16 protein-coding genes are annotated in these 21,728 nt (G+C 53.5%); 5 read left to right on the top strand and 11 right to left on the bottom strand.

Annotated features, from left to right (window positions below; translation table 11 throughout):
• Window positions 1-28 precede the first annotated feature (28 nt).
• The 8 genes from SIL79_RS11505 to SIL79_RS11470 all read right to left on the bottom strand — a co-directional run bounded on the left by SIL79_RS11505 (window position 29) and on the right by SIL79_RS11470 (window position 11,678).
• Window positions 29-595 carry a hypothetical protein gene (locus SIL79_RS11505; RefSeq protein WP_162206775.1) on the bottom strand — a complete coding sequence of 189 codons (567 nt, stop codon included), beginning with the start codon at window positions 593-595 and terminating at the stop codon, window positions 29-31.
• 107 nt (window positions 596-702) lie between these two features.
• Complete coding sequence (greA, locus tag SIL79_RS11500) at window positions 703-1,179, bottom strand: transcription elongation factor GreA (RefSeq protein ID WP_039033631.1); 477 nt, start codon at window positions 1,177-1,179, stop codon at window positions 703-705.
• A 244-nt stretch (window positions 1,180-1,423) separates the two neighbouring features.
• A complete protein-coding gene (locus SIL79_RS11495; RefSeq protein WP_319619969.1) occupies window positions 1,424-4,348 on the bottom strand; it encodes an alkaline phosphatase family protein in 2,925 nt (974 codons plus the stop codon).
• Window positions 4,349-4,644: 296 nt separating this feature from the next.
• Window positions 4,645-7,866 carry a carbamoyl-phosphate synthase large subunit gene (carB, locus tag SIL79_RS11490; RefSeq protein ID WP_233962548.1) on the bottom strand — a complete coding sequence of 1,074 codons (3,222 nt, stop codon included), beginning with the start codon at window positions 7,864-7,866 and terminating at the stop codon, window positions 4,645-4,647.
• Window positions 7,867-7,889: 23 nt separating this feature from the next.
• Window positions 7,890-9,038 carry a glutamine-hydrolyzing carbamoyl-phosphate synthase small subunit gene (gene carA / locus SIL79_RS11485; protein ID WP_039033629.1) on the bottom strand — a complete coding sequence of 383 codons (1,149 nt, stop codon included), beginning with the start codon at window positions 9,036-9,038 and terminating at the stop codon, window positions 7,890-7,892.
• 188 nt (window positions 9,039-9,226) lie between these two features.
• A complete protein-coding gene (dapB, locus tag SIL79_RS11480; protein ID WP_039033628.1) occupies window positions 9,227-10,045 on the bottom strand; it encodes a 4-hydroxy-tetrahydrodipicolinate reductase in 819 nt (272 codons plus the stop codon).
• Between the two features lie 59 nt (window positions 10,046-10,104).
• A complete protein-coding gene (locus SIL79_RS11475; RefSeq protein ID WP_039033627.1) occupies window positions 10,105-10,722 on the bottom strand; it encodes an FKBP-type peptidyl-prolyl cis-trans isomerase in 618 nt (205 codons plus the stop codon).
• A gap of 161 nt (window positions 10,723-10,883) precedes the next feature.
• A complete protein-coding gene (locus SIL79_RS11470; protein WP_039033626.1) occupies window positions 10,884-11,678 on the bottom strand; it encodes a M48 family metallopeptidase in 795 nt (264 codons plus the stop codon).
• 246 nt (window positions 11,679-11,924) lie between these two features.
• Here SIL79_RS11470 and SIL79_RS11465 point away from each other — a divergent pair, with 246 nt between their 5' ends.
• The 4 genes from SIL79_RS11465 (at window position 11,925) to SIL79_RS11450 (ending at window position 15,766) form a co-directional block, all read left to right on the top strand.
• Window positions 11,925-12,125 (top strand): DUF1656 domain-containing protein, encoded by a 201-nt coding sequence (locus SIL79_RS11465; RefSeq protein ID WP_039033625.1) that lies wholly within the window; start codon window positions 11,925-11,927, stop codon window positions 12,123-12,125.
• Between the two features lie 8 nt (window positions 12,126-12,133).
• Window positions 12,134-12,997 (top strand): efflux RND transporter periplasmic adaptor subunit, encoded by an 864-nt coding sequence (locus SIL79_RS11460; RefSeq protein WP_234501331.1) that lies wholly within the window; start codon window positions 12,134-12,136, stop codon window positions 12,995-12,997.
• A 1-nt stretch (window position 12,998) separates the two neighbouring features.
• Window positions 12,999-15,194 carry an FUSC family protein gene (locus SIL79_RS11455; RefSeq protein ID WP_162206774.1) on the top strand — a complete coding sequence of 732 codons (2,196 nt, stop codon included), beginning with the start codon at window positions 12,999-13,001 and terminating at the stop codon, window positions 15,192-15,194.
• A 149-nt stretch (window positions 15,195-15,343) separates the two neighbouring features.
• A complete protein-coding gene (locus SIL79_RS11450) occupies window positions 15,344-15,766 on the top strand; it encodes a MarR family winged helix-turn-helix transcriptional regulator (protein ID WP_162206773.1) in 423 nt (140 codons plus the stop codon).
• Between the two features lie 192 nt (window positions 15,767-15,958).
• Here SIL79_RS11450 and dnaJ read toward each other — a convergent pair whose 3' ends face one another.
• Together dnaJ and dnaK are read right to left on the bottom strand one after the other, a co-directional pair.
• A complete protein-coding gene (gene dnaJ, locus SIL79_RS11445) occupies window positions 15,959-17,089 on the bottom strand; it encodes a molecular chaperone DnaJ (protein ID WP_039033623.1) in 1,131 nt (376 codons plus the stop codon).
• Between the two features lie 90 nt (window positions 17,090-17,179).
• Complete coding sequence (dnaK, locus tag SIL79_RS11440) at window positions 17,180-19,093, bottom strand: molecular chaperone DnaK (protein WP_039033622.1); 1,914 nt, start codon at window positions 19,091-19,093, stop codon at window positions 17,180-17,182.
• 303 nt (window positions 19,094-19,396) lie between these two features.
• Between dnaK and SIL79_RS11435 the strand changes: the two genes are divergently transcribed.
• On the top strand, window positions 19,397-20,299 hold the full coding sequence (locus tag SIL79_RS11435) for a DMT family transporter (RefSeq protein WP_071475606.1): 903 nt from the start codon (window positions 19,397-19,399) through the stop codon (window positions 20,297-20,299).
• 264 nt (window positions 20,300-20,563) lie between these two features.
• On the opposite strand, the gene dinB is transcribed toward SIL79_RS11435, so the two are convergent.
• Window positions 20,564-21,640: a DNA polymerase IV gene (gene dinB / locus SIL79_RS11430; RefSeq protein ID WP_101095273.1), complete on the bottom strand. Its 1,077-nt coding sequence runs from the start codon at window positions 21,638-21,640 to the stop codon at window positions 20,564-20,566.
• Window positions 21,641-21,728: the final 88 nt, after the last annotated feature.

Genomic DNA, 21,728 nt, shown 5'->3' with positions numbered 1-21,728 from the left:
CCCGGACAGAAAAGCCCGGAAGAGAGCGTCAGGCGGCCTGCTGACTGAAGCGATAGCGGAGGTTGGCGTCTTTCCAGCCCCCAAGGCGCAAACCAGCCCCGGGGTGCGTTAAGGTCCAATTCTGCTCGATAGGCAACTGCTCGGCAAAACCTATGCTGAGCACTGGCGCCGGTGGCATAGCGATTTCAAACGCCAATTCATAGGGCGGCTCGGGCACATCCTGCTGAGCGGCCATACTGAGACAGCACAGACGAGCACCAGGGGCAGAATAGAGTTGGTCGCCCTGCTCGGAGCGCAGCAACTTGGATAAGTCAGACAGGGAAACCTTGCCATCCACCTCAGCTCTGCCACTAGCATCATGCTTGCCAAACTTGTGCTGCCGGGCCTCTTGGACTTGAGACTCCTGACCAACTGAGGTAGATGAAGCTATGGACAACGGCTCTTTGTCAGCATCTTGCTGACTGAGCTCGGGCAAAGCCTGTTCAAACGCCTTCCAGGTTGCATCTGAGGCAATCCCGGAATACACATTTCCCAGCAGACCTATGGCGATCAGCAGGGTAAAGAGGCGCATGATTTTCAGCAACAAGGTGTCCATTGATAATGGTTATTTGGGCGGATGCTAGCCTTTCAAGCCCTGGCGGGCAAATTAAACTTTGTCCATCTTGCACAAAAAAGCCGCCCGGAGGCGGCTTGATAACGCAATCAGATATATTCGACGGCAACAACTTCATATTCTGCCAGGCCACCGGGAGTTTGAATATTGACTTCATCCCCCAGATTTTTACCGATAAGGCCACGGGCAATTGGGGAGTTCACCGAGATCAGGTTCTCTTTGATATTCGCCTCATCGTCACCGACAATGCGGTAAGTCACTTCGGCATCTGTGTCCAGGTTCAGTATGGTCACGGTAGAACCAAAGATGATCCGGCCATTGTTGGGCATCTTGGTCACATCAATGATCTGGGCGTTGGACAGTTTGCCTTCGATATCGCGGATACGGGCTTCGCAAATGCCTTGCTCTTCACGGGCGGCATGGTATTCGGCGTTTTCTTTCAAATCCCCCAGTTCACGCGCCGCGGCAATTGCCTCGGTGATCTTGGGACGGCGATCAAACTTGAGTATATCCAGTTCTTTGCGCAACTGTTCTGCCCCAACCAGGGTCATGGGAACCTTGTTCATAATCTCTTTCGTCTCCTGTCAAACAAAAGCAGCCTCCGTCAGCCAAGGGCCAACAGAGACTCATTTTTCGGGTGAATGGGCGCCATTTTGTCTGCGGCGCCAGGGATGCATAGCGGAATACCGGGGAACACACCGGCCAAAACTCAATTCATCTTGGCTACAAGCTTACCTAAGGCATGGCAGGCTTGCCAGTGATGGCGACAAAAATCTCTGTTTCTGTGGCACCGACGATAATAAATTCATCTCAGTTAAGACTCGAAAGCACAGAGGGATAACCCCAACCATTGTCTCCTACCTCGACCTGCTCACCGGTAAGGTACTGATACAAAGTCGGTGCCAGTGAGCCGTTATCCAGCGGCCCCAATCTCTGGCCGGGTTTGCTAGGCTCGCCCCAGAAACCTATGAAGGCATCTTTTTCCAGATAATGCTCGCCCGCATGACGCCCCGGCACCAGGGTGTTATAGCCAAATCCCTCTTTGGGGAAGAGGTTGATGGTGCCAGCCCTGTCTTCATCATAGAGGTGTGCCAGCTGCACCACGGCATCGGGTCTGGGACTCATGGCCGCCAGATTGCGCCACTGCTCGGCGCTGCAGCCCTTGGCACTCCCCAAGCACAATTCGAGCAGTTGTTGTTTGGCCGATAACTGAACATCAGACAGCGGCGGCAGATAAGGGTTGCTCTGAGCCAGTGCCAGCAGCTCAGGCGCGCCTTTATCATCAAGCGCCTGATAACGGATAGCGCCCGAGTCACGACTGATCATTTCATCTCGGCGCTGCCCGTTTCTATATCCCACCAAACGCACAGAGCAGCTATCAAGTGTGCAATCACTTTGACGCACCACCAGATAATCCAGCGATTCCTGCAACTCATCGGCAAGCAAGCTGACCATATCCAGCGCCTCGCTTTCTTTGACCTTAAAACGGGTCAACTCCTGATACAAGGGTTGCACCTGCCAACCTCGGTCCGAGTTAAAGAAGTCCAGCATATAGTTACCACCTGCGGTAGAGGCTATCACCAAGTCTACCCCATGCAGTGAAGGCGGGTTGAGGTTGTTGGTTATCTTGGGGCCTTCCCCTTCATCAGAGGAGATTTTGCTTATCTTGAGCTCGACCCCGCGTTGCTTGAGCGCATCTTGCAACACCAGTTCGGGGTTAAGGGTGTGATACACAGGTGCCAAACCATGATCGCCGGCCATGCCCCACAGCGTCTGCGGATAGATACCCGCGTCCCGATACACCTTGTCCAGACGACCGAGCCAGTAATCGAGCCGGTTAAGCTCACCGGTCGGCGCTATGATTTCGTCGCTGAACGGCCCCTTGAAATGGGCGAAATGATCCGGCCAGGGGTTATAAATAAGCAGATAGTCCGGCATCGCCTGTTCACTCAGCAAGGCCAGCTCATTGAGCTGTTCATTGAGCTTACCCCGCAAGCTCATGCGGGAAAACAGCCGCCAGGCCCCCATCTTGTCGTAGGCCTCGAGTTGCTTGCGAACCGCCGCCACGCTATGTTGCAAGTCCCTCTCGGCTTCGGCGCGCAGCGACAACTCATTGAGACAGCGCTGCTCACCAAAATCACGGATCGCTTCCCCCAGCCCCAGATTAACCAGGGCATCGAAACTGGTCTGGGCGTTCCAGTCATATTGGGCGTTGCAGTTTAAGGTCTTGAGATAATTCAGCCGGTCGAACATGGTACGCATGCCGCGGCTCTCCACCAGATTTTCGAGCTGCAGGGCGTCGTTGCCGAAAAAGTAATAGGCCCGGTCACGGGTGCGATCGACAAAGTGAAAATTGGGGATCCCTGTGCCACCCTTACCGGACACTGCGGCGCCTGTCTTGATAATCGGCAGATTGCGCACACTGATGGTCGGCGTGGAAGAGATGCCTCCTGTGGCTATGCCATTCTCACTCCGGCGATAGAGTGACTTGAAAAACGGCAGATAGTACTGGTCGGTGGCGCCATTTTTCACCAGTTGACGCAAAAAGTCCTGCTTGGGAGTGTGCTGCGGCCGCCCCTTGGCTGACGCGGGCGTGAGTTGCGACAAAGCCGCGTCCCTGGCAAGTACTTCTTTGAGATAAGGGCCGGAATTGGGTGCAACCAACGCCTGCATCAGTCCCTGGCTCAAGCCATCTACCGTTATCTGCACCGCTCTTGGGCGTTGACTCCAACTTGCCAGAAAATCACTCAGCCCCTTGGGATCTTCCTTGAGACTGGCCTGCATCCAGGCCGAAAAGGCTTTTGCCCGCTGCGCCGGTAATGCATATTGGCGATAGGCCTTGAGCACATTGAGACGGACAAAGTCGATAAGGGTAACGGTTATCGCCTGCGCCTTGTTGTTTACCTTGGCGGCATTTTCCGCCTTGCCATCTTCAATAATCAGCTCGAGGGCGCTGCGCATATCCCCCTCAGGCAGACTGCCGACATACTTGCCAATCTCAGTGATGATCAGCGGCTGAATGTCGGCAATCAACGCCAGATCTTCGGGGCTATCGCCAAGATAGTTGTAATGCTCCGGCAGTATCTTGCCAAGGGCCCAGTCATCATTGTTGAACAGGCGATCATAGACAGTCACCAACATGGCAACCAACTGGCGATTGAGCGTCATGCCCTCGCGTCTGTCATTGGCTTCAGCGGTCGGTTCGGTGTTGTCTTTAACCTGCTCTTCCAGGCTGAACAGCGAATGCTGCCAGGGCGCGATTTGCTCCTTGCTGTATTGGCTCAGCAGATAATCCCGGAACTGATCCCGGTTCTCGGCGCGGCTGTATCTGTCGTAAAAAAGGTAGAGAAAATGCCCAAGGGGGATGCTGTAGAAAGGATCCGACAGCCGGGCTATGACCCTGGCCTTGGTCGGCGCATCGAGCGGCAGCGTTAAAATGTAGGCATCCAGGCTCATACCGGCAACAGAAAATATCGCCAGATCGCGCCCTGTGGTGACACTGAGCTCCAACCCTTTAAACAACTGCTTTTGCAGCAGTTCGCCGCCGTGATACAAGGGTGCCACCAAAGGCACGGTGTTAATATCGGCCCGCACGCCGTTGCTGCCGAGGCTCAAAGCCAAGCCAAGGCTTAAGGCCAGAGCCTGCGTGTTACGCCGCCGGTTGAACAACCCTTTGACTCGCCCCGCAACGCTTTCCCGGCCCTTGGGCTCCTTTGAGACAGACTCGAGTATCATCACTTCCTTTCCCTGAAACATCTTGATTACAGCATCTTAAATGAAACGCCTTGATAGTGAGCGAGTTTAGCAAGAGCCGCCAAGATCCCAAAGCCAAGGGAAGGTGCGAATAAGTCTTCGCGGCGTTCTTTTTTGTAGAGAGTGGCTTGCACAGCTATTGGCGTTCAAGGCATCTGACTGAATGCATGCCGGGGCCTGTCCGCACCTTCCCAAGAAGTTTGACCCAAATCATCCTGCCTACAAAAAAACAGGCCACCCTAATGGGTGGCCTGGTCACTTTCAGTCACTGACAGCGTTTACTTGTTGACTCTGGCGTGCAGTTCCTGCACCGAGGCAACATTGCTTCTGTCGTCGGCATCATGGGCCATACAGGTTGCAAAAGCCGCATTCATGGTGGTGGTGTAATTCACCTTGTGCTGCAGCGCGCCGCGGCGCAGCTGTCTGGAATCCTCGATGGCCTGACGACCCTCAGTGGTATTCACTATGTAGGTGTATTCACCGTTCTTGATCCGGTCAAGAATGTGTGGACGACCTTCATGCACCTTGTTCACCAGGCGAGGATTGATACCCGCTTCACCCAGCACCACAGCCGTACCGTGGGTGGCATCCAGCTCATAGCCGAGTTCAATCAGCTTGGCCGCCAGATCCGAAACCCGCTTCTTGTCGCTGTGACGAACAGACAACAGGGCGCGGCCTGACTTGGGTACATCCTTCACTGAGCCCAGTTGCGCCTTGGCGTAGGCTTCGGCGAAGGTATCACCCACACCCATCACCTCACCGGTAGAGCGCATTTCAGGGCCGAGCAGAGGGTCAACACCCGGGAACTTGTTGAACGGCAGAACCACTTCCTTCACTGAGTAGTAAGGCGGGATCACTTCCTGAGTATGTTGCTGTTCGGCCAGTGAAGTACCGGCCATTACCCGGGCGGCAATCTTGGCCAGAGGCACGCCTGTGGCCTTGGAGACGAAAGGCACTGTGCGGGCGGCACGCGGGTTCACCTCAATCAGGTAAATCACGTCGCTCTTGACCGCAAACTGCACGTTCATCAGACCAACAACGCCCAGTTCCAGCGCCAGCTTGCGTACCTGCTCGCGCATCTCATCCTGAATCGCCTTGGAGAGAGTGTAAGGAGGCAGTGAACAACCTGAGTCACCTGAGTGAACACCGGCCTGTTCGATATGCTCCATGATGCCGCCGATAACCACGTCTTTACCATCGCAGATGGCGTCCACGTCTACTTCGGTGGCGTCATCCAGGAAGCGGTCCAGCAGTACCGGCGACTCGTTGGATACGCTCACGGCTTCGTTGAAGTAACGGCGCAGATCCTGCTCATCGTAGACGATTTCCATCGCCCGGCCACCCAATACATAGGAGGGACGAACCACCAGAGGGTAACCTATACGCTCGGCATCCAGTACCGCCTGCTCCAGATTGGTCACTGTGCTGTTTTCAGGCTGTTTCAGCCCCAAACGCTCAACCGCTTGTTGGAAGCGCTCACGGTCTTCGGCGCGGTCGATGGCATCCGGGCTGGTTCCTATGATGGGCACACCTGCGGCTTCCAGGGCGCGGGCCAGTTTCAGTGGCGTTTGGCCACCATACTGCACGATAACCCCTTTGGGCTGCTCAACCCGCACGATTTCCAGTACGTCTTCCAGGGTAACAGGTTCAAAGTAGAGTCTGTCAGAGGTGTCATAGTCAGTGGAAACGGTTTCAGGGTTACAGTTAACCATAATGGTTTCATAACCGTCTTCACGCATCGCCAGCGCCGCATGCACACAACAGTAGTCGAACTCGATACCCTGACCGATACGGTTGGGGCCGCCACCTATCACCATGATCTTGTCTTTATCGGACGGATTGGCCTCACACTCTTCCTCGTAGGTGGAGTACATGTAGGCGGTATCCGTGGCGAACTCGGCGGCGCAGGTATCTACCCGCTTGTAGACAGGGAAGAGTTCATACTTGTGACGCAGTTTGCGCACTTCACTTTCAGAAACCCCCAGCAGTGACGCCAGGCGCGCATCGGAGAAACCTTTACGCTTCAACTTGCGCAGGAACTCCTGGGTAAGACCGCTCCAGCCACTTTCTTTGACCTTCTCTTCCTGCAGCACCAGATCTTCAATCTGCACCAGGAACCAAGGGTCTATGTTGGTGATGCGGCGGATACCTTCCATGGACATACCGGCGCGGAAAGCATCGGCGATATACCACGGACGCTCAGGGCCGACATCCTGCAACTCGTAACGTATCTTGGCCAGGGCTTCCGGCTCGTTGATATCCACGATAGGGTCAAAACCTGTCATCCCGGTTTCCAGGCCGCGCAGAGCTTTTTGCATCGACTCCTGGAAGGTACGGCCGATGGCCATCACTTCACCGACAGACTTCATCTGAGTGGTCAGGCGGTCGTTGGAGCCGGCAAACTTCTCGAAGTTGAAGCGAGGAATTTTGGTAACCACATAGTCGATAGAAGGCTCGAACGAAGCCGGAGTCAAACCGCCGGTAATGTCGTTCATCAGCTCATCCAGGGTAAAGCCCACCGCCAGCTTGGCCGCAACCTTGGCAATCGGGAAACCGGTCGCCTTGGAGGCCAGCGCAGATGAGCGCGATACCCGTGGGTTCATCTCGATGATCACCATGCGACCATCTTTGGGGTTAATACCAAACTGCACGTTGGAACCACCGGTTTCAACACCGATTTCCCGCAGCACCGCCATGGAGGCGTTACGCATCAGTTGATATTCTTTGTCGGTCAGGGTCTGGGCCGGTGCAACTGTGATGGAGTCACCTGTGTGTACACCCATGGGGTCAAAGTTTTCGATGGCACAGACTATGATGCAGTTATCGTTACGATCGCGCACCACTTCCATCTCGTACTCTTTCCAGCCAATCAGCGACTCGTCTATCAGCAGCTCATTGGTCGGCGACAAGTCCAGACCTCGGGTACAGATCTCTTCAAACTCTTCGACGTTGTAAGCGATACCGCCACCGCTGCCGCCCATGGTGAAAGAGGGGCGAATGATGCAGGGGAAGCCCACTTCATTCAGTACCTTGTGTGCATCTTCCATGCTGTGGGCAATACCGGCACGGGGACACTCGAGACCGATACTCTTCATCGCCTTGTCGAAACGGGCACGGTCTTCGGCCTTATCGATGGCATCGGCAGTGGCACCGATCATCTCGACGTCAAACTCTTTCAATACGCCTTTGGCTTCCAGTTCCAGGGCGCAGTTCAGCGCCGTCTGGCCGCCCATGGTTGGCAGAATCGCATCGGGGCGTTCTTTGGCGATAATGTTGCGCACCACTTCCCAGTGGATAGGCTCGATGTATGTGGCATCGGCCATTTCCGGGTCTGTCATAATGGTTGCAGGGTTAGAGTTCACCAGAATAACCCGGTAACCCTCTTCTCTCAGCGCCTTACAGGCCTGGGCTCCCGAATAGTCAAACTCACAGGCCTGACCGATAACGATTGGGCCGGCACCCAGGATAAGAATACTTTGAATATCAGTACGTTTTGGCATTTTCTTCTATCTTCTCCCGGCGATTACAGCTTGACTTGGTGACGGTATTGCTCAATCAGTTCGATAAAGTGATCGAACAGAGGCGCACAATCGTGCGGCCCCGGACTCGCTTCAGGGTGGCCCTGGAAGCTGAAAGCCGGCTTGTCTGTCAGGTGGATCCCTTGCAGTGAGCCATCAAACAGCGACTTGTGAGTCACCTTGATGTTGGCAGGCAATGTGGCTTCATCGGCAGCAAAACCATGGTTCTGACTGGTGATCATCACAGTGCCTTTGTCAATATCGCTCACAGGGTGGTTGGCGCCGTGGTGACCAAACTTCATCTTCAGCGTCTTGGCACCGTTGGCCAGCGCCAGCAGTTGGTGGCCAAGGCAGATGCCGAATACCGGGATATCGGTTTCGAGAATTTGCTGAATCGCCTTGATGGCGTAATCACATGGCTCCGGGTCACCGGGGCCGTTGGAGAGGAATACCCCATCCGGTGCCATCGCCAGCACTTCACTGGCAGGCGTTTGTGCGGGAACCACAGTCACATCACAGCCTCTGTCTACCAGCATTCGCAGTATGTTCTGCTTCACGCCATAGTCATAAGCCACTACCTTGTACTTGAGTTCTGACTCGGGAGTATCGACCGGCAGGCCGCTCTCCAAACGCCAGGTTCCCTTGCGCCAGGTGTAAGGCTTGTCGGTCGTCACTTCCTTGGCCAAGTCCATGCCTTTCAGCCCAGGGAATGCCTTGGCGGCAGCCAGCGCCTTGTCTACGTCCTGCTCACCCACCAGAATGCAACCGGCCTGAGCGCCCTTCTCCCGCAGAATACGGGTCAGCTTACGGGTGTCGATATCGGCGATACCGACTACCTTGTTGGCTTTGAGGTAATCACTGAGGGATTGTTGGTTACGGAAGTTACTGGCGAGGAGGGGAAGATCACGAATAATAAGACCACAGGCATGAACTGCATCGGATTCTGTGTCTTCATTGTTAGTACCGGTATTACCGATATGTGGGTAGGTTAGAGTTACTATCTGGCGAGAATAAGATGGATCGGTGAGGATTTCTTGATATCCGGTCATCGAAGTGTTAAAAACGACTTCTCCGACTGCGATCCCATCGGCACCGATTGCTGTGCCGGAAAATACGCTTCCATCTTCGAGTACGAGTAAGGCAGACTTTGTCAACGCGACCTCCGAGAAAAGAGCCAAGCCACTGAAATGTAATGTTTTTATCTTTGTTTAAAGTACCAATTTCCGCTAAAATACGAAATTTTGACAAATTCCGCGCATCCTACACGATAAATATCGATCCGTCTATAGCTTGGCGGACGAATTCGAAAAAAAACCGCCAATCGGCGGTTTTTTAAATAATGTCACAGGGGGTTCAACCCCAATACCTGTTGCATGTCGTAGAGCCCGGCATCCTGTTCCTGCAACCAAAGTGCCGCACGCATGGCGCCGTTGGCAAAGGTCATTCGGCTGGAAGCCTTGTGAGTGATCTCTAAACGCTCGCCCATATCGGCAAACATGGCGGTATGCTCGCCCACCAAGTCACCCGCTCTGATAGTGGCAAAACCTATGGTGTCGCGCTCACGCTCGCCGGTGATCCCTTCGCGGCCATAGACGGCGACTTTTTCCAGATCCCGCCCCAGTGTGTTGGCAATCACTTCCCCCATCTTCAAGGCGGTACCTGAAGGAGCATCCTTCTTGTGTCTGTGATGGCCTTCGATGATCTCTATGTCGGTATAATCACCCATGACTTCCGCCGCCAGTTCCAGCAGCTTCCACATCAAGTTAACCCCAACCGACATATTGGGTGCCAATACCACAGGGATCTGCTCGGCAAAGGCCTCAATCTGCGCCTTTTGCGCCGAATTGAAACCTGTAGTGCCTATCACTATCGCCTTATGATGGCGGGCGCACCAATCCAGATTGCTGAGGGTGCCTTCCGGGCTGGTGAAATCCACCAGCACATCGAAGTCATCCGCAACTTGATCCAGGCTATCGCAGACCCGGACATGAAGACAACCGACCCCGGCCAACTCCCCGGCATCGACTCCCACCAGAGTCGAGCCAGCGCGCTCGATGGCCGCGCCCAGAATGATCCGGCTGAAATGCGCGGCCGCTTCTATCAAGGTACGCCCCATACGGCCGCTGCTTCCGGCAACCGCAACTCTGACATGTCCACTCATAACTTTCTCCACATACAGGCTAAAAAAATCGCCTGAGTCAGACTCAAGCGATTTTGGTATTACAGAATGTCCAGCAGTTCCACTTCAAAGACCAGAGTGGAATAAGGCGGGATAGCCGCCCCGGCACCGCGCTCGCCGTAGGCCAGGTGATGCGGTACATACAGCTTGTACTTGGCGCCAACCGGCATCAGTTGCAGCGCTTCGGTCCAACCGGCAATCACGCCGGAAACCGGGAATTCGGCAGGCTGACCACGGGTTACTGAACTGTCGAATACTTTACCGTCGATAAAGGTACCGTGATAGTGAGTACGAACGTTGGAATCATAGCTTGGCTTCTCGCCTGAGCCTTCGTTGATGATTTCGTACTGCAGACCTGATTCGGTAGTCACCACACCTTCACGTTTGGCGTTTTCGGCCAGGAAAGCATTACCTTCGGCAGAAGCGGCTTCGGCAGCCTCTTCCTGCGCCTTTTGCAAGCGACGGCTGATTTCAGAGAAAGCAACCTGCATATCTTCCATGGAAACAACACTCTCTTTGCCGTCAAATGCATCGGCCAGACCGGCTTGAACGGCTGGAATATCCAGACCTTCGAAAGAGTTTGCGGCCAGTTGCTCACCCAACTGGCGGCCTACGCCGTAGCTGGCTTGTTGTTCAACACTGGTGAACTTATCAGACATAATCAGTTTACTCTCAGTTTATCTGTGAATTTTTCGCGGCACAGTGTAACACTTATCCGGGTTCAAGTGTTGCGCTTATTCGTATCCTTACGCTTTGTTCATTCGCCGAGTCTCAAGCCAAAATGGACAGAAGGCCTAGCCTCAAGCCGACTTTGTTAACCTCATTTTTGGCAAGAGCTAAATTTACCCTTGCTCGCCTGATAGAGCGGCATCATCTGCGCTTGTAAATCACGCAACTGGGCAATGCGGTTCTCATTGGATGGATGAGTCGACAACAGCTCCGGCCCCTGACCGCCCCCCGCCTTGGCCATGTTTTGCCATAAGGTCACCCCGGCTCCAGGATCGAAGCCGGCCCTGGCCATCAGCTCCAGCCCCATCACATCGGCCTCGGATTCCTGCGCCCGGCCATAGGGTAAGATATAGCCCACCTGCACCCCAAGCCCCAGGGCCGCCATGTAAAGATCGGCATTGGCTACTTGCCCCATCCCCAACGCCGTACCGGCCAACTGCATACCGGTATTGCTGAGTTGGGCCCGTGAGGCCTGTTCATTACCGTGCTGCGCCAACACATGCGCTATCTCATGGCCGATTACCGTTGCCAGTTGGTCTTCATTGTTGGCCACCTTAAGAAGCCCGGTATAGACACCGATATGACCACCAGGCAAGGCAAAGGCGTTGACCTGATCCGACTCAAACAGTACCCATTGCCAATGTTGTTGCGGCAATAAAGAGGTAATACGCTGCGCCACACAGGCAACATAGGCACTGGCGGCCTTGTCCTGGCTCTGCTTCTCTTTTGCTTTTATCTGCTCGAAAGAGGCGGTACCCATCTGGTTTATCTGCTCGGGCGAAAACAGTAACATCTGCGAGCGCCCGGTGGGCGACTGAGTAGTGGAGCAGCCTGAAAGAGCTCCCACAAAGAGTATGGCAAGTAGGCCGAAAATTCGGTTATTCATCTTTTATCTTCCGGTGATAAAGTTTCCCTGGATTTTACCTGAGTGTCACACGCAAGCACAGCTTGTCGTATCGCCAATGATCCCGCCGGCCAAAAGCCAGCTGCGCGTACAGCCAAGGCTTGAAAAAAGTTGACCTCTGGCTTGTCAGGCACGACACTGATTGAGATACATGGATACGGCAAACGCCGTTATCCACTTATAAGTGACTCTTTACCAAACGTCTTTTTATAGGTTCCAACTCATACAATGCTTGAAGAATTAGCCTTGGGGGGATTGCTGTTCAGTCCTTTGGTTCTCTTCGCACCTCTTGCGCTCGCACTCTGGTTTCTGACCAGACTGGTTCTTCACTGGACCGGGCTGTACACAAAAATCTGGCGAGTGGCCTGGTTCGAAGTCGCCCTGTTCGTGTGCTATCTGGCACTGATTATCTACCTGTTTGAGAGTTGACACTTATCATGGCAAAAGTACTGCGCATCTCCATTACCTTGCTTCTCGTGCTGGCAGCCTTAGTGGCCGGATATTGGATTTGGAATCACTACCTCTATTCCCCCTGGACCCGTGATGGCCGGGTGCGGGCCGAAGTCATTACCCTCTCGGCCGATGTCTCAGGCTGGGTCACTCAACTGAATGTTAAAGATAACCAACAAGTTAAACGTGGCGATCTGCTGTTTAAGGTGGACGATACCCGTTATCAAGCCGCCTGTACCGAATTGGCCGCCGAGCTGGAAAACAAGCTACACGCTTGGGAACTGGCCAAGCACAAATATGAACGGCGCAAGAATCTCACCGGCCGCGAGGTGATCAGTGAAGAGGATTTGGAAACTGCACGGATCAACACAGAGTTGGCCAAAGCCAGCTACAACTTGGCAAAGGCCAGACTCGACAGCAGCAAAATAGATCTTCAGCGCACTCAGGTTCACTCCCCCGCCGATGGCACCATAATCAACCTCAGCCTGCGTCAGGGCAACTATGTCAACCAGGGCAAGGCGGTATTATCTCTGGTTAAACAAGGCTCTTTCTATGTCACAGGTTACTTTGAAGAAACCAAGCTGCCACTAATAAAGGTAGGCCAAAAGGCCAAAATCAGCCTAATGAGCGGTGGCAAGCCGCTCAGGGGCGAAGTGATCAGCATAGGCAAAGCAATTGCCGATACCAATACCAATGCCAATGGTCAACTATTGCCGCAAATTCAACAGAGCTTCAACTGGGTCAGGTTGGCGCAGAGGATCCCTGTGGATATCAAGCTGGACCCGGCTTCGGAACAACATGAACTCAGCGCCGGATTGACGGTTTCCATCCAACTGCAAGCCGAAAAATAATATGCCCCTATCTCCCACGCTGGCGGTATTTCTGACCCCGGACAAGCGCACGCTAATCTTCGCCACCAAAGGGGTGATTGCCATGGCACTGGCATTGACGGCGGCGCTCTATCTGGACTTGGAGCGCCCCTACTGGGCGCTGGTATCGGCAATATTCCTGCAGATGCGCCCCGAAAGTGGCCTGGTGCTGGAAAAAGGTCTTTGCCAGATAATAGGCACCCTGGTAGGCGGGGTTGCCGGCATAGCTATTCTCAGCATTTTTTACGGTGCCCCCGAACTGGCCATGCTCACCCTGGCGCTGTGGTTGGGGCTCAACTCTGCATTGTCGGCCATGGTACGCCATATCAACTTTGTCTACGCCTTCGCCATGGCGGGGATCACCCCCTGTCTTATTGTGCTCTTGGTGATGGTAAGCCCAGCTACAGCAAACAGTGAAACCATCTTCGCCGTCGCCCACTCCAGGGTCAGCGAAATTATAGTCGGTGCCATCTGTGCCACTCTGGTGAGCCAGTTGCTGTGGCCAGTCAGAGTCACCGAAGGGCTACAAAAACAAACCCGTAAAATAGTCAACCAAACCCTGGAATACCTCACACTGGAGCTGGATCTCAACGGCTCCCATGAAAATCGCCATAATCAGATAGACGCAATTCTTGAATCACTGGCAGCAGCCAGCGACGATGCCAACGCTCTCAGCTACGAGGGTCCGGAAGGCCCGGGACGCAGTCGTGCGGCCAATTTGTTATTCAACAAGGTGTTATCATTGCTCGCCGTGATCCAGATATTCGGCCGTTTGCAGCGTAACCATGAAGAGTTGATGACAGGCACCCTCTCAGGGCTAATCCGTACCCTAAAAAGCAACTTCAAGGCGATGTCCGAGTCGGACGATTTCCAATTCTGTTATGAATTGGCACACAGGCAAAGGCGCGAAATCATCCACTTTCGCAACACTCATACCTGTATCAGCCCACTGGAATCGCGGCTGCTGAAAACCGCCTCGGAGCTGGCCAGCGATTTGGTGCTGGTGCTGCGGGCATTCAAGGCGTTGGAGTCACCGGATAAAACGCTGCTCAATGCTCCCGCAATGCAGACCCACAGAGATCCCCTGCTGGGGCTTATCACGGGTGTCAGAACCATGCTGATTTTCCTGATAGGTGCCGGGATGTGGATTGGCACCGCTTCCAGTGCGGCCCTGATGATAATGACTATGCCGGTGATCTTCTCCATCATGATGGCCAGACTGCCCTTACCCCTTTTGAGCATGATCCTGCGGCGACTACTGATAGGAGTAATGATAGCCATTCCTGTCGCAATATTTTACGCCCTCGGACTACTGGCCCAAAGCAGCGGCGATATTGAGATCATGTTGTTGGTATTGGCAGGCCCCTTCTTTATTGGTCTGATGGCCCTGGCCAATCAGGCCACCCTGCCCTACGGCCTTGGATTTTGCATACCATTTGCCATTTTGGTCAGCCCCGGCAAAGACATGAGCCAGGCTTTTGCCGTAGACAACACCCTGAGCAAGGCGATGGCCATCTTTGTCGGCGTCAGCATCCTCTATTGGCTGTTTAAGCTGGTGACTGAGCCAGGAGTCAAAATGATGCAGCAACGCCTACTCAACGCCACCCGCAAAGATCTGATTGAGATGGTCAAACAGGACAAGCCTGAAGACTGGTTTAATGCCCGTATGGCTGATCGCTTGCTGCGCTTGGCCAATTATGAACGCAGCAGCCAGAGCAACAACCGAACCCTGACCGACTTAGGCCTCACCGGCCTTAACCTGGGCCATGTATCAATGCGTCTGCGCCGCCTGCTGGCCAGCATCAGCGACAGCCAACTCGACGAACTACTGCAAGACTGGCAACTGGCGCTCGCCAACGCCTTTATCTTCTGTTCCCGCGGCGAAAATCCACCTGATTTCCGTAACAGTTGCGAACGCCTTTTAGCCCGGCTGCAAACCGATGGTTTGACACAGGAGCAACTGGAGATGGTTCAGGGGATGTTTGAGCGCCTGATAATGACGTTTGAGCGCAGCGCCGCCATGATAAGCAAGGCCAATGCACCCGCAACCCAAGCTGAGTCTGCGCCAAAGCAAGGGCAAGAGTCTGCGCCACCGCAAGAGCAAGAGTCTGCGCCAAAGCAAGGGCAAGAGTCTGCGCCACCGCAAGAGCAAGAGTCTGCTTCCGAACAAAAGCCTTAGGCAAAGACCTGAAGCTCAGCGCCATAAGTCATCCAACCCGATAGAAACTTGCAAACTACTTGACTGCTCAAGTAAGTAAACCAATACTTGCACAATCAAGTATTGATAAAGCATTGGTCAAGTTAGTTTCGTTTCCAGAGGTTTCACAGATGACACAATCTATAACGACAAGCATTGTGCTTGCTATAACCGAGATGCACAGTCAACTGCAACGCAGTCTGGCAGGCAGGTTGTCGCTGCACGGTATCAGCTTCAGCGAGTTTTTGGTACTGAGACAATTGGCAAAGGCCGAGGGCAATAAACTCAGAAGGATCGACCTGGCCCAGGGTGCCGGGCTCAGCGCTTCGGGGATCACCCGCCTGCTTAACCCAATGGAAAAAATTGGTCTGGTGGAAAAGGAAACTGCCAGCCGTGATGCCAGAGTCAGCCTGGTAGCCCTGACACCGGCGGGCACTAAGATTTTTACTGAGGCCGAGGTATCATTTCAGCAAGTCGCCGATGAGTTTATGTCACGCTTGAGTGAGCAAGAGCAACAACTGTGGCTAAGCCTGCTCCATAAGCTGGGTGCCTGAATATCAGGGCTCTGAATACCAGACAGTAACTCTGAACATTGCTATTCTAAAAGTGCTTAAATCCGCGGCCGGAAACAGCAGAAACAGCAGAAACGGCATAAGTATCGAGTGCGACATTCACGCCAGCTCAAGTATGACCCCAAAAAAAACCGATGCCTTGAGCATCGGTTTTTTGTTTCGGTAGAGCGCCGGTTAGCTATTCAAATCCTGAAAGAACTTTTTCACTCCATCGAAGAAGCCTTCAGCCTTGGGGCTATGTTTCTTGGATGCGCCGGTGACTGAAGTTTCAAATTCACGCAGCAGCTCTTTCTGACGCTCGGACAAGTTCACCGGCGTTTCCATCACCACTTTGCAAAGCAGATCGCCAACCGCGTGACTGCGCACCGACTTAACCCCTTTGCCGCGCATGCGGAACATGCGGCCGGTCTGGGTTTCCGCCGGGATCTTCAGGTTGACCTTACCATCCAGTGTCGGCACTTCCACTTCACCGCCGAGGGCGGCCTTGGCGAAGGATATCGGCACTTCACAATAAAGGTTATTGCCGTCACGGACAAAGATCGGGTGCTCGCGCACAGTAACCTGTACATAGAGATCCCCCGCCGGGGCTCCGAATTCACCGGCTTCACCTTCACCGGCCAGGCGGATACGGTCGCCGGTATCGACACCGGCCGGAATTTTCACCGACAGTGTCTTGCTCTTTTCTATGCGGCCATCACCGTGACACTTGCTGCAAGGTTCTTTGATGATCTTGCCGCGACCATGACAGGTAGGACAAGGTTGCTGCACAGCAAAAAAACCCTGACGCATCTGTACCTGACCGGCACCGTGACAGGTACCACAAGTAGTAGCCGAGGTACCCTTCTTCGCGCCGCTGCCATCACAGAGATCACAGCTAACCAAGGTTGGGATCCTAAGCTCACGGGTAATACCACGCACCGCTTCTTCCAGCGACAGTTCCAGGTTGTAACGCAGATCTGAACCACGGGCAGCTTGACGATGCCCGCCGCGACGACCACCACCGAAGATATCCCCGAACACGTCACCAAAGATATCACCGAAATCAGCGCCTCCACCAAAACCACCACCGCCACGGTTAGGGTCAACCCCAGCATGACCAAACTGATCATAGGCAGCTTTTTTGTCTTCGTCGGTCAGGATCTCGTAGGCTTCTTTGACTTCTTTAAAGCTGGCCTCGGCCGCCTTATCGCCCGGATTGCGGTCAGGGTGATACTTCATCGCCAGGCGCTTATAGGCCTTCTTGATCTCCCGCTCGCTGGCGTCGCGACCGACGCCCAATACTTCGTAATAATCTCGCTTTGACATAATCTCACGCTTTCCAAGCTGGATTCACACAAGCGGGCGTTAGGGTTGCCCCGTAACGCCCGCCGGAATTAATCGAGTGTTACCACCCAATTACTTCTTGTCGTCTTTAACCTCTTCGAACTCGGCATCGACAACGTCATCGGCCTGGGCATTGCTGCTCTGGGCTTCGCCTTGACCTTGGCCTTGTTGTGCCTTGGCCTGAGCGATTTCCATCAGCTTGGCAGAAGCTTCTATCAGCTCTTGAGTCGCCTTCTCGATAGCTTCTTTGTCGTTACCCTTGGTGGCAGTTTCTACAGCGGCCATAGCGGTTTCAATCTTGGCCTTGTCGTCTGCTGCCAGAGCGTCACCGGCTTCTTCCACCTGTTTCTTGGTAGCGTGTACCAGACCGTCAGCCTGGTTGCGGGCGCTGACCAGTTCTTCAAATTTCTTGTCTTCCTCGGCATGAGCCTCGGCGTCGCGAACCATTTTCTCGACTTCATCATCAGACAGACCGGAAGAGGCCTTGATGGTGATGTTCTGCTCTTTGCCTGTCTTCTTGTCTTTGGCAGACACGTGCAGAATACCGTCGGCGTCGATGTCGAAAGTCACTTCAATCTGTGGCATGCCGCGTGGAGCAGGCTCAATACCTTCCAGGTTGAACTGACCCAGTGACTTGTTGGCGCTGGCTTGCTTACGCTCACCCTGCAGCACGTGAATGGTCACTGCGCTCTGGTTGTCGTCTGCTGTAGAGAAGGTCTGCTGCGCCTTGGTAGGAATAGTAGTGTTCTTCTCAATCAGCTTGGTCATTACGCTGCCCATGGTTTCAATACCCAGAGACAGAGGCGTTACGTCCAGCAGCAGTACGTCTTTCACGTCACCGGCCAGTACACCACCTTGAATCGCAGCACCTACGGCTACCGCTTCATCAGGGTTCACGTCTTTACGTGGTTCCTTGCCAAAGAAGTTGGTTACCGCTTCCTGAACCTTAGGCATACGGGTTTGACCACCCACCAGGATCACTTCGTTGATGTCAGACACTGATAGGTCGGCATCGGCCAGAGCCACTTTCAGAGGCTCCAGAGAACGCTGGATCAGGTCTTCAACCAGAGATTCCAGTTTGGCACGGGTGATCTTAACCACCAAGTGCTTGGGACCTGTCGCATCAGCAGTGATGTAAGGCAGGTTCACCTCGGTCTGAGTGGTGCTGGACAGCTCAATCTTGGCCTTCTCGGCAGCTTCTTTCAGACGCTGCATAGCCAGAGGGTCGTTACGCAGATCCAGACCTTGCTCTTTCTTGAATTCGTCAGCCAGGTAGTTGATCAGACGGTTGTCAAAGTCTTCACCACCCAGGTGAGTATCACCGTTGGTTGCCAGTACTTCGAAAGTCTGGTCGCCGTCGTTGCTGTCGATTTCGATGATGGAGATATCGAAAGTACCACCACCCAGGTCATATACAGCAACAATATTGTCGCCCTGCTTCTTGTCGATACCATAGGCCAGTGCCGCAGCAGTTGGCTCGTTGATGATACGCTTTACTTCCAGACCCGCGATACGGCCGGCATCTTTGGTGGCCTGACGCTGAGAGTCGTTGAAGTAAGCAGGTACTGTGATTACCGCTTCAGTCACTGGCTCACCCAGGAAGTCTTCAGCAGTTTTCTTCATCTTTTTCAGTACTTCAGCAGACACCTGAGGAGGTGCCATCTTCTTACCATGGCTTTCAATCCAAGCATCGCCGTTGTCGGCCTTGATGATTTTGAAAGGCATGATGCTGACGTCGCGCTGAACTTCATCATCAGTGAAGCGACGGCCAATCAAACGCTTGATGGCAAAGAAAGTGTTGGCAGGGTTGGTCACAGCCTGACGTTTTGCAGGTGAGCCAACCAGCGTCTCGTCTTCAGTGAAGGCGATGATAGAAGGTGTTGTGCGATCGCCTTCGGCATTCTCCAATACGCGAGCCTTGTCACCATCGAGGACAGCTACACAAGAGTTTGTTGTGCCTAAGTCGATACCAATAATTTTACCCATGAGGTCCTCCGAAAAATCTTTTCTTTCGAACTGAATATGTTTATCTGATTTCAGATATGGGGGTAAACTCGCTGTTTTCAAGCCCGTTGTAGATGGCCCCCAATCTTGCCTTACCCCCTATATAGGGGCGTAAAACTGCTTTACAAGGGCCAGGAAGAAAAAAATAGATTTTTTTGTACAATCTTTTTACGCATCGTCGGTGCCGGAGATCTTTTTTTGTTTAGCAGTACTGAATAAAATAGTGTCGATTGCGACCGTGGCAGAACCAGCCATAAAACAAGAGTAGAAACAGAGACCTCTAAAGTGAAAAAATCCCAGCTGGCCCTGATCTACGGAATGGCCGCCGTATTCCTCTGGTCCACTGTTGCGACCGCCTTTAAAATCGCCCTCGGCTTTTTCTCGCCGTTGCAACTGGTGTTTATTGCCGTTATCACTTCATCCATCTGTCTGGGGCTTATTCTTGCCTGGCAGGGGAAACTCACATTATTAAAGCAGCAGTTTCGCGCCCGGCCCTGGTTTTATCTGCAAACCGGAATACTGAATCCATTTCTATATTATCTGGTACTGTTCAAAGCCTATGATCTCTTGCCGGCGCAGCAGGCGCTGTCGCTGAACTACACCTGGGCGGTACTGTTGCCACTGCTTGCCGCCCCCATGTTGCAGCAAAAGCTGCAACTCAGCGACATGCTGGCGGCCATCACCGGCTACTTTGGAGTACTGGTGATAGCCACCGGCGGTAATCTGTTATCGATGGACTTTGAAAACCCCTTCGGTATTCTGCTGGCACTCTCCAGTACCCTGCTATGGTGCCTATATTGGATCATCAACACCAAAGACAAGGGCGATGCCATTGTCAGCCTATTGCTGAGTTTTTTGGTGAGTCTACCGCTGATAACCATCACCCTGCTGACAACAGAAAGTCTGCCCTCTTTGCATTGGCAAGCGCTGGGAGCCGGTGTCTATGTGGGGCTATTTGAGATGGGCGTCACCTTTGTGCTCTGGCTAATGGCACTGAGAACCACAGAGCGGGCAGCCAGCATCACCAATCTGGTGTTTCTGACGCCACTCATGTCCATGGTGTTTATTGCGCTGATATTGAAAGAAGCCATCACTCTGGCGACTCTGGTCGGTATGGGACTTATCCTGTCAGCCCTCTTGATACAGAAAGTGCTGAAACCCAAGGCACCGAAAATGAAGGTAGTGTGATACGCCATATTAAGCCATTATTTAAGGGCAACGAAGATTCTCGGCCTTATCTGTGCAACTCGTCTAATGTTGGAAATTGATGATGGCCCTATGATGATGGCCCTATGATGATGGCCCAATACCCAGGAACCGCCTCATACAGTAAGCGTCGGGTAAACTGGCACATAAAGGTAATGCCGTAGAAGGAGCTTTTTAGCCTCACAATCCGTTACCCCAAGAACCGATAGCCGATTGAATTTCTGTAAACTAATCCAAACTGTCAATTTAGAAAGCCAAATCCAACTGCTGTAGAGTTTCCTCTGCCGATGAGTGGCTGTCATCCTGGCTAACCAGGCCGACAGCGACCCCCAGCAGGCGGATGCCACGGCCGTTGGCTCTTTGCAATGCCTGGGTCAGCAAGTCATCCAGCAGACGCACAGATAACTCTCTCGAGCGGGTTTCTATAGTGGTCTGTTTAAAGTCACTGAACTTGAGTTTGACCACCAGCTTTTGAATTTGCCTGTCTTTGGCTCCGCGCTCCAAACGGCGGGCCAACTCCTGCACCAACTGTGGCATTACCTGACGACACTGAGCCAGGGTATGGATATCCTCTGCCAGCGTGGTCTCTACCCCGACCGATTTACGCTCTCGGTTGATGGTCAGTTCACGCTCGTCTATCCCCTGAGCCCTTTCATAAAGTAAGCTTCCAAACTTTCCAAACCTCTGTTGCAATATGGCCAAAGGCACCTTCTGTACATCCGCACAGGTATGCAGCCCCATTTCGGCCAGTTTCTGAGCGGTGACCTTACCGACTCCGGGGATCTTGATAAGCGGCAGTTTTTTTACAAACTCAGGCAGCGCCTGTGGCGTGACCACATACTGGCCGTTGGGCTTATTGAGATCTGAGGCCACCTTGGCGAGAAACTTGACCGGAGCGATACCCGCAGAAGCCGTAAGGCCGGTTTCCGCCAGGATATCGGCGCGAATAGCCTCGGCAATTAGGGTGGCCGAACCTTGGTATAACGAGCTATCGGATACATCCAGATAGGCTTCATCCAGCGACAGAGGTTCAATCAGTGAGGTATAGCGGGCGAAGATGGCCCGGATCTCTGCCGAGACTTCCTTATAGACAGACATGCGCCCGGGGATCAGCAGCAGATCCGGGCAAAGCTTTAACGCATAGGCCGAGGCCATGGCAGAACGAACGCCAAATTTACGCGCCTCATAATTACAAGTGCTTATCACCCCGCGTCTGTCACTACTGCCGCCTACGGCCAAAGGTCGGCCACGATATTCTGGAAAATCACGCATCTCCACCGCGGCAAAATAGCAGTCCATGTCGATATGTATGATCTTTCTCAAGCTTGCTTTCCGGATCTCAAAGGGCTCGGTCGAGCCGGATATAAACAGAGTACTGTATATAAACACAGTTAACAAGCTGGGATAACGT

Origin of the sequence: Shewanella indica (genome assembly GCF_033842865.1) — a bacterium.
In the GTDB taxonomy this organism is placed as follows: Bacteria; Pseudomonadota; Gammaproteobacteria; order Enterobacterales; family Shewanellaceae; genus Shewanella; species Shewanella indica.
Note: the sequence above shows the minus strand (reverse complement) of the source record. Positions and strands in the feature narration are given on the sequence as shown.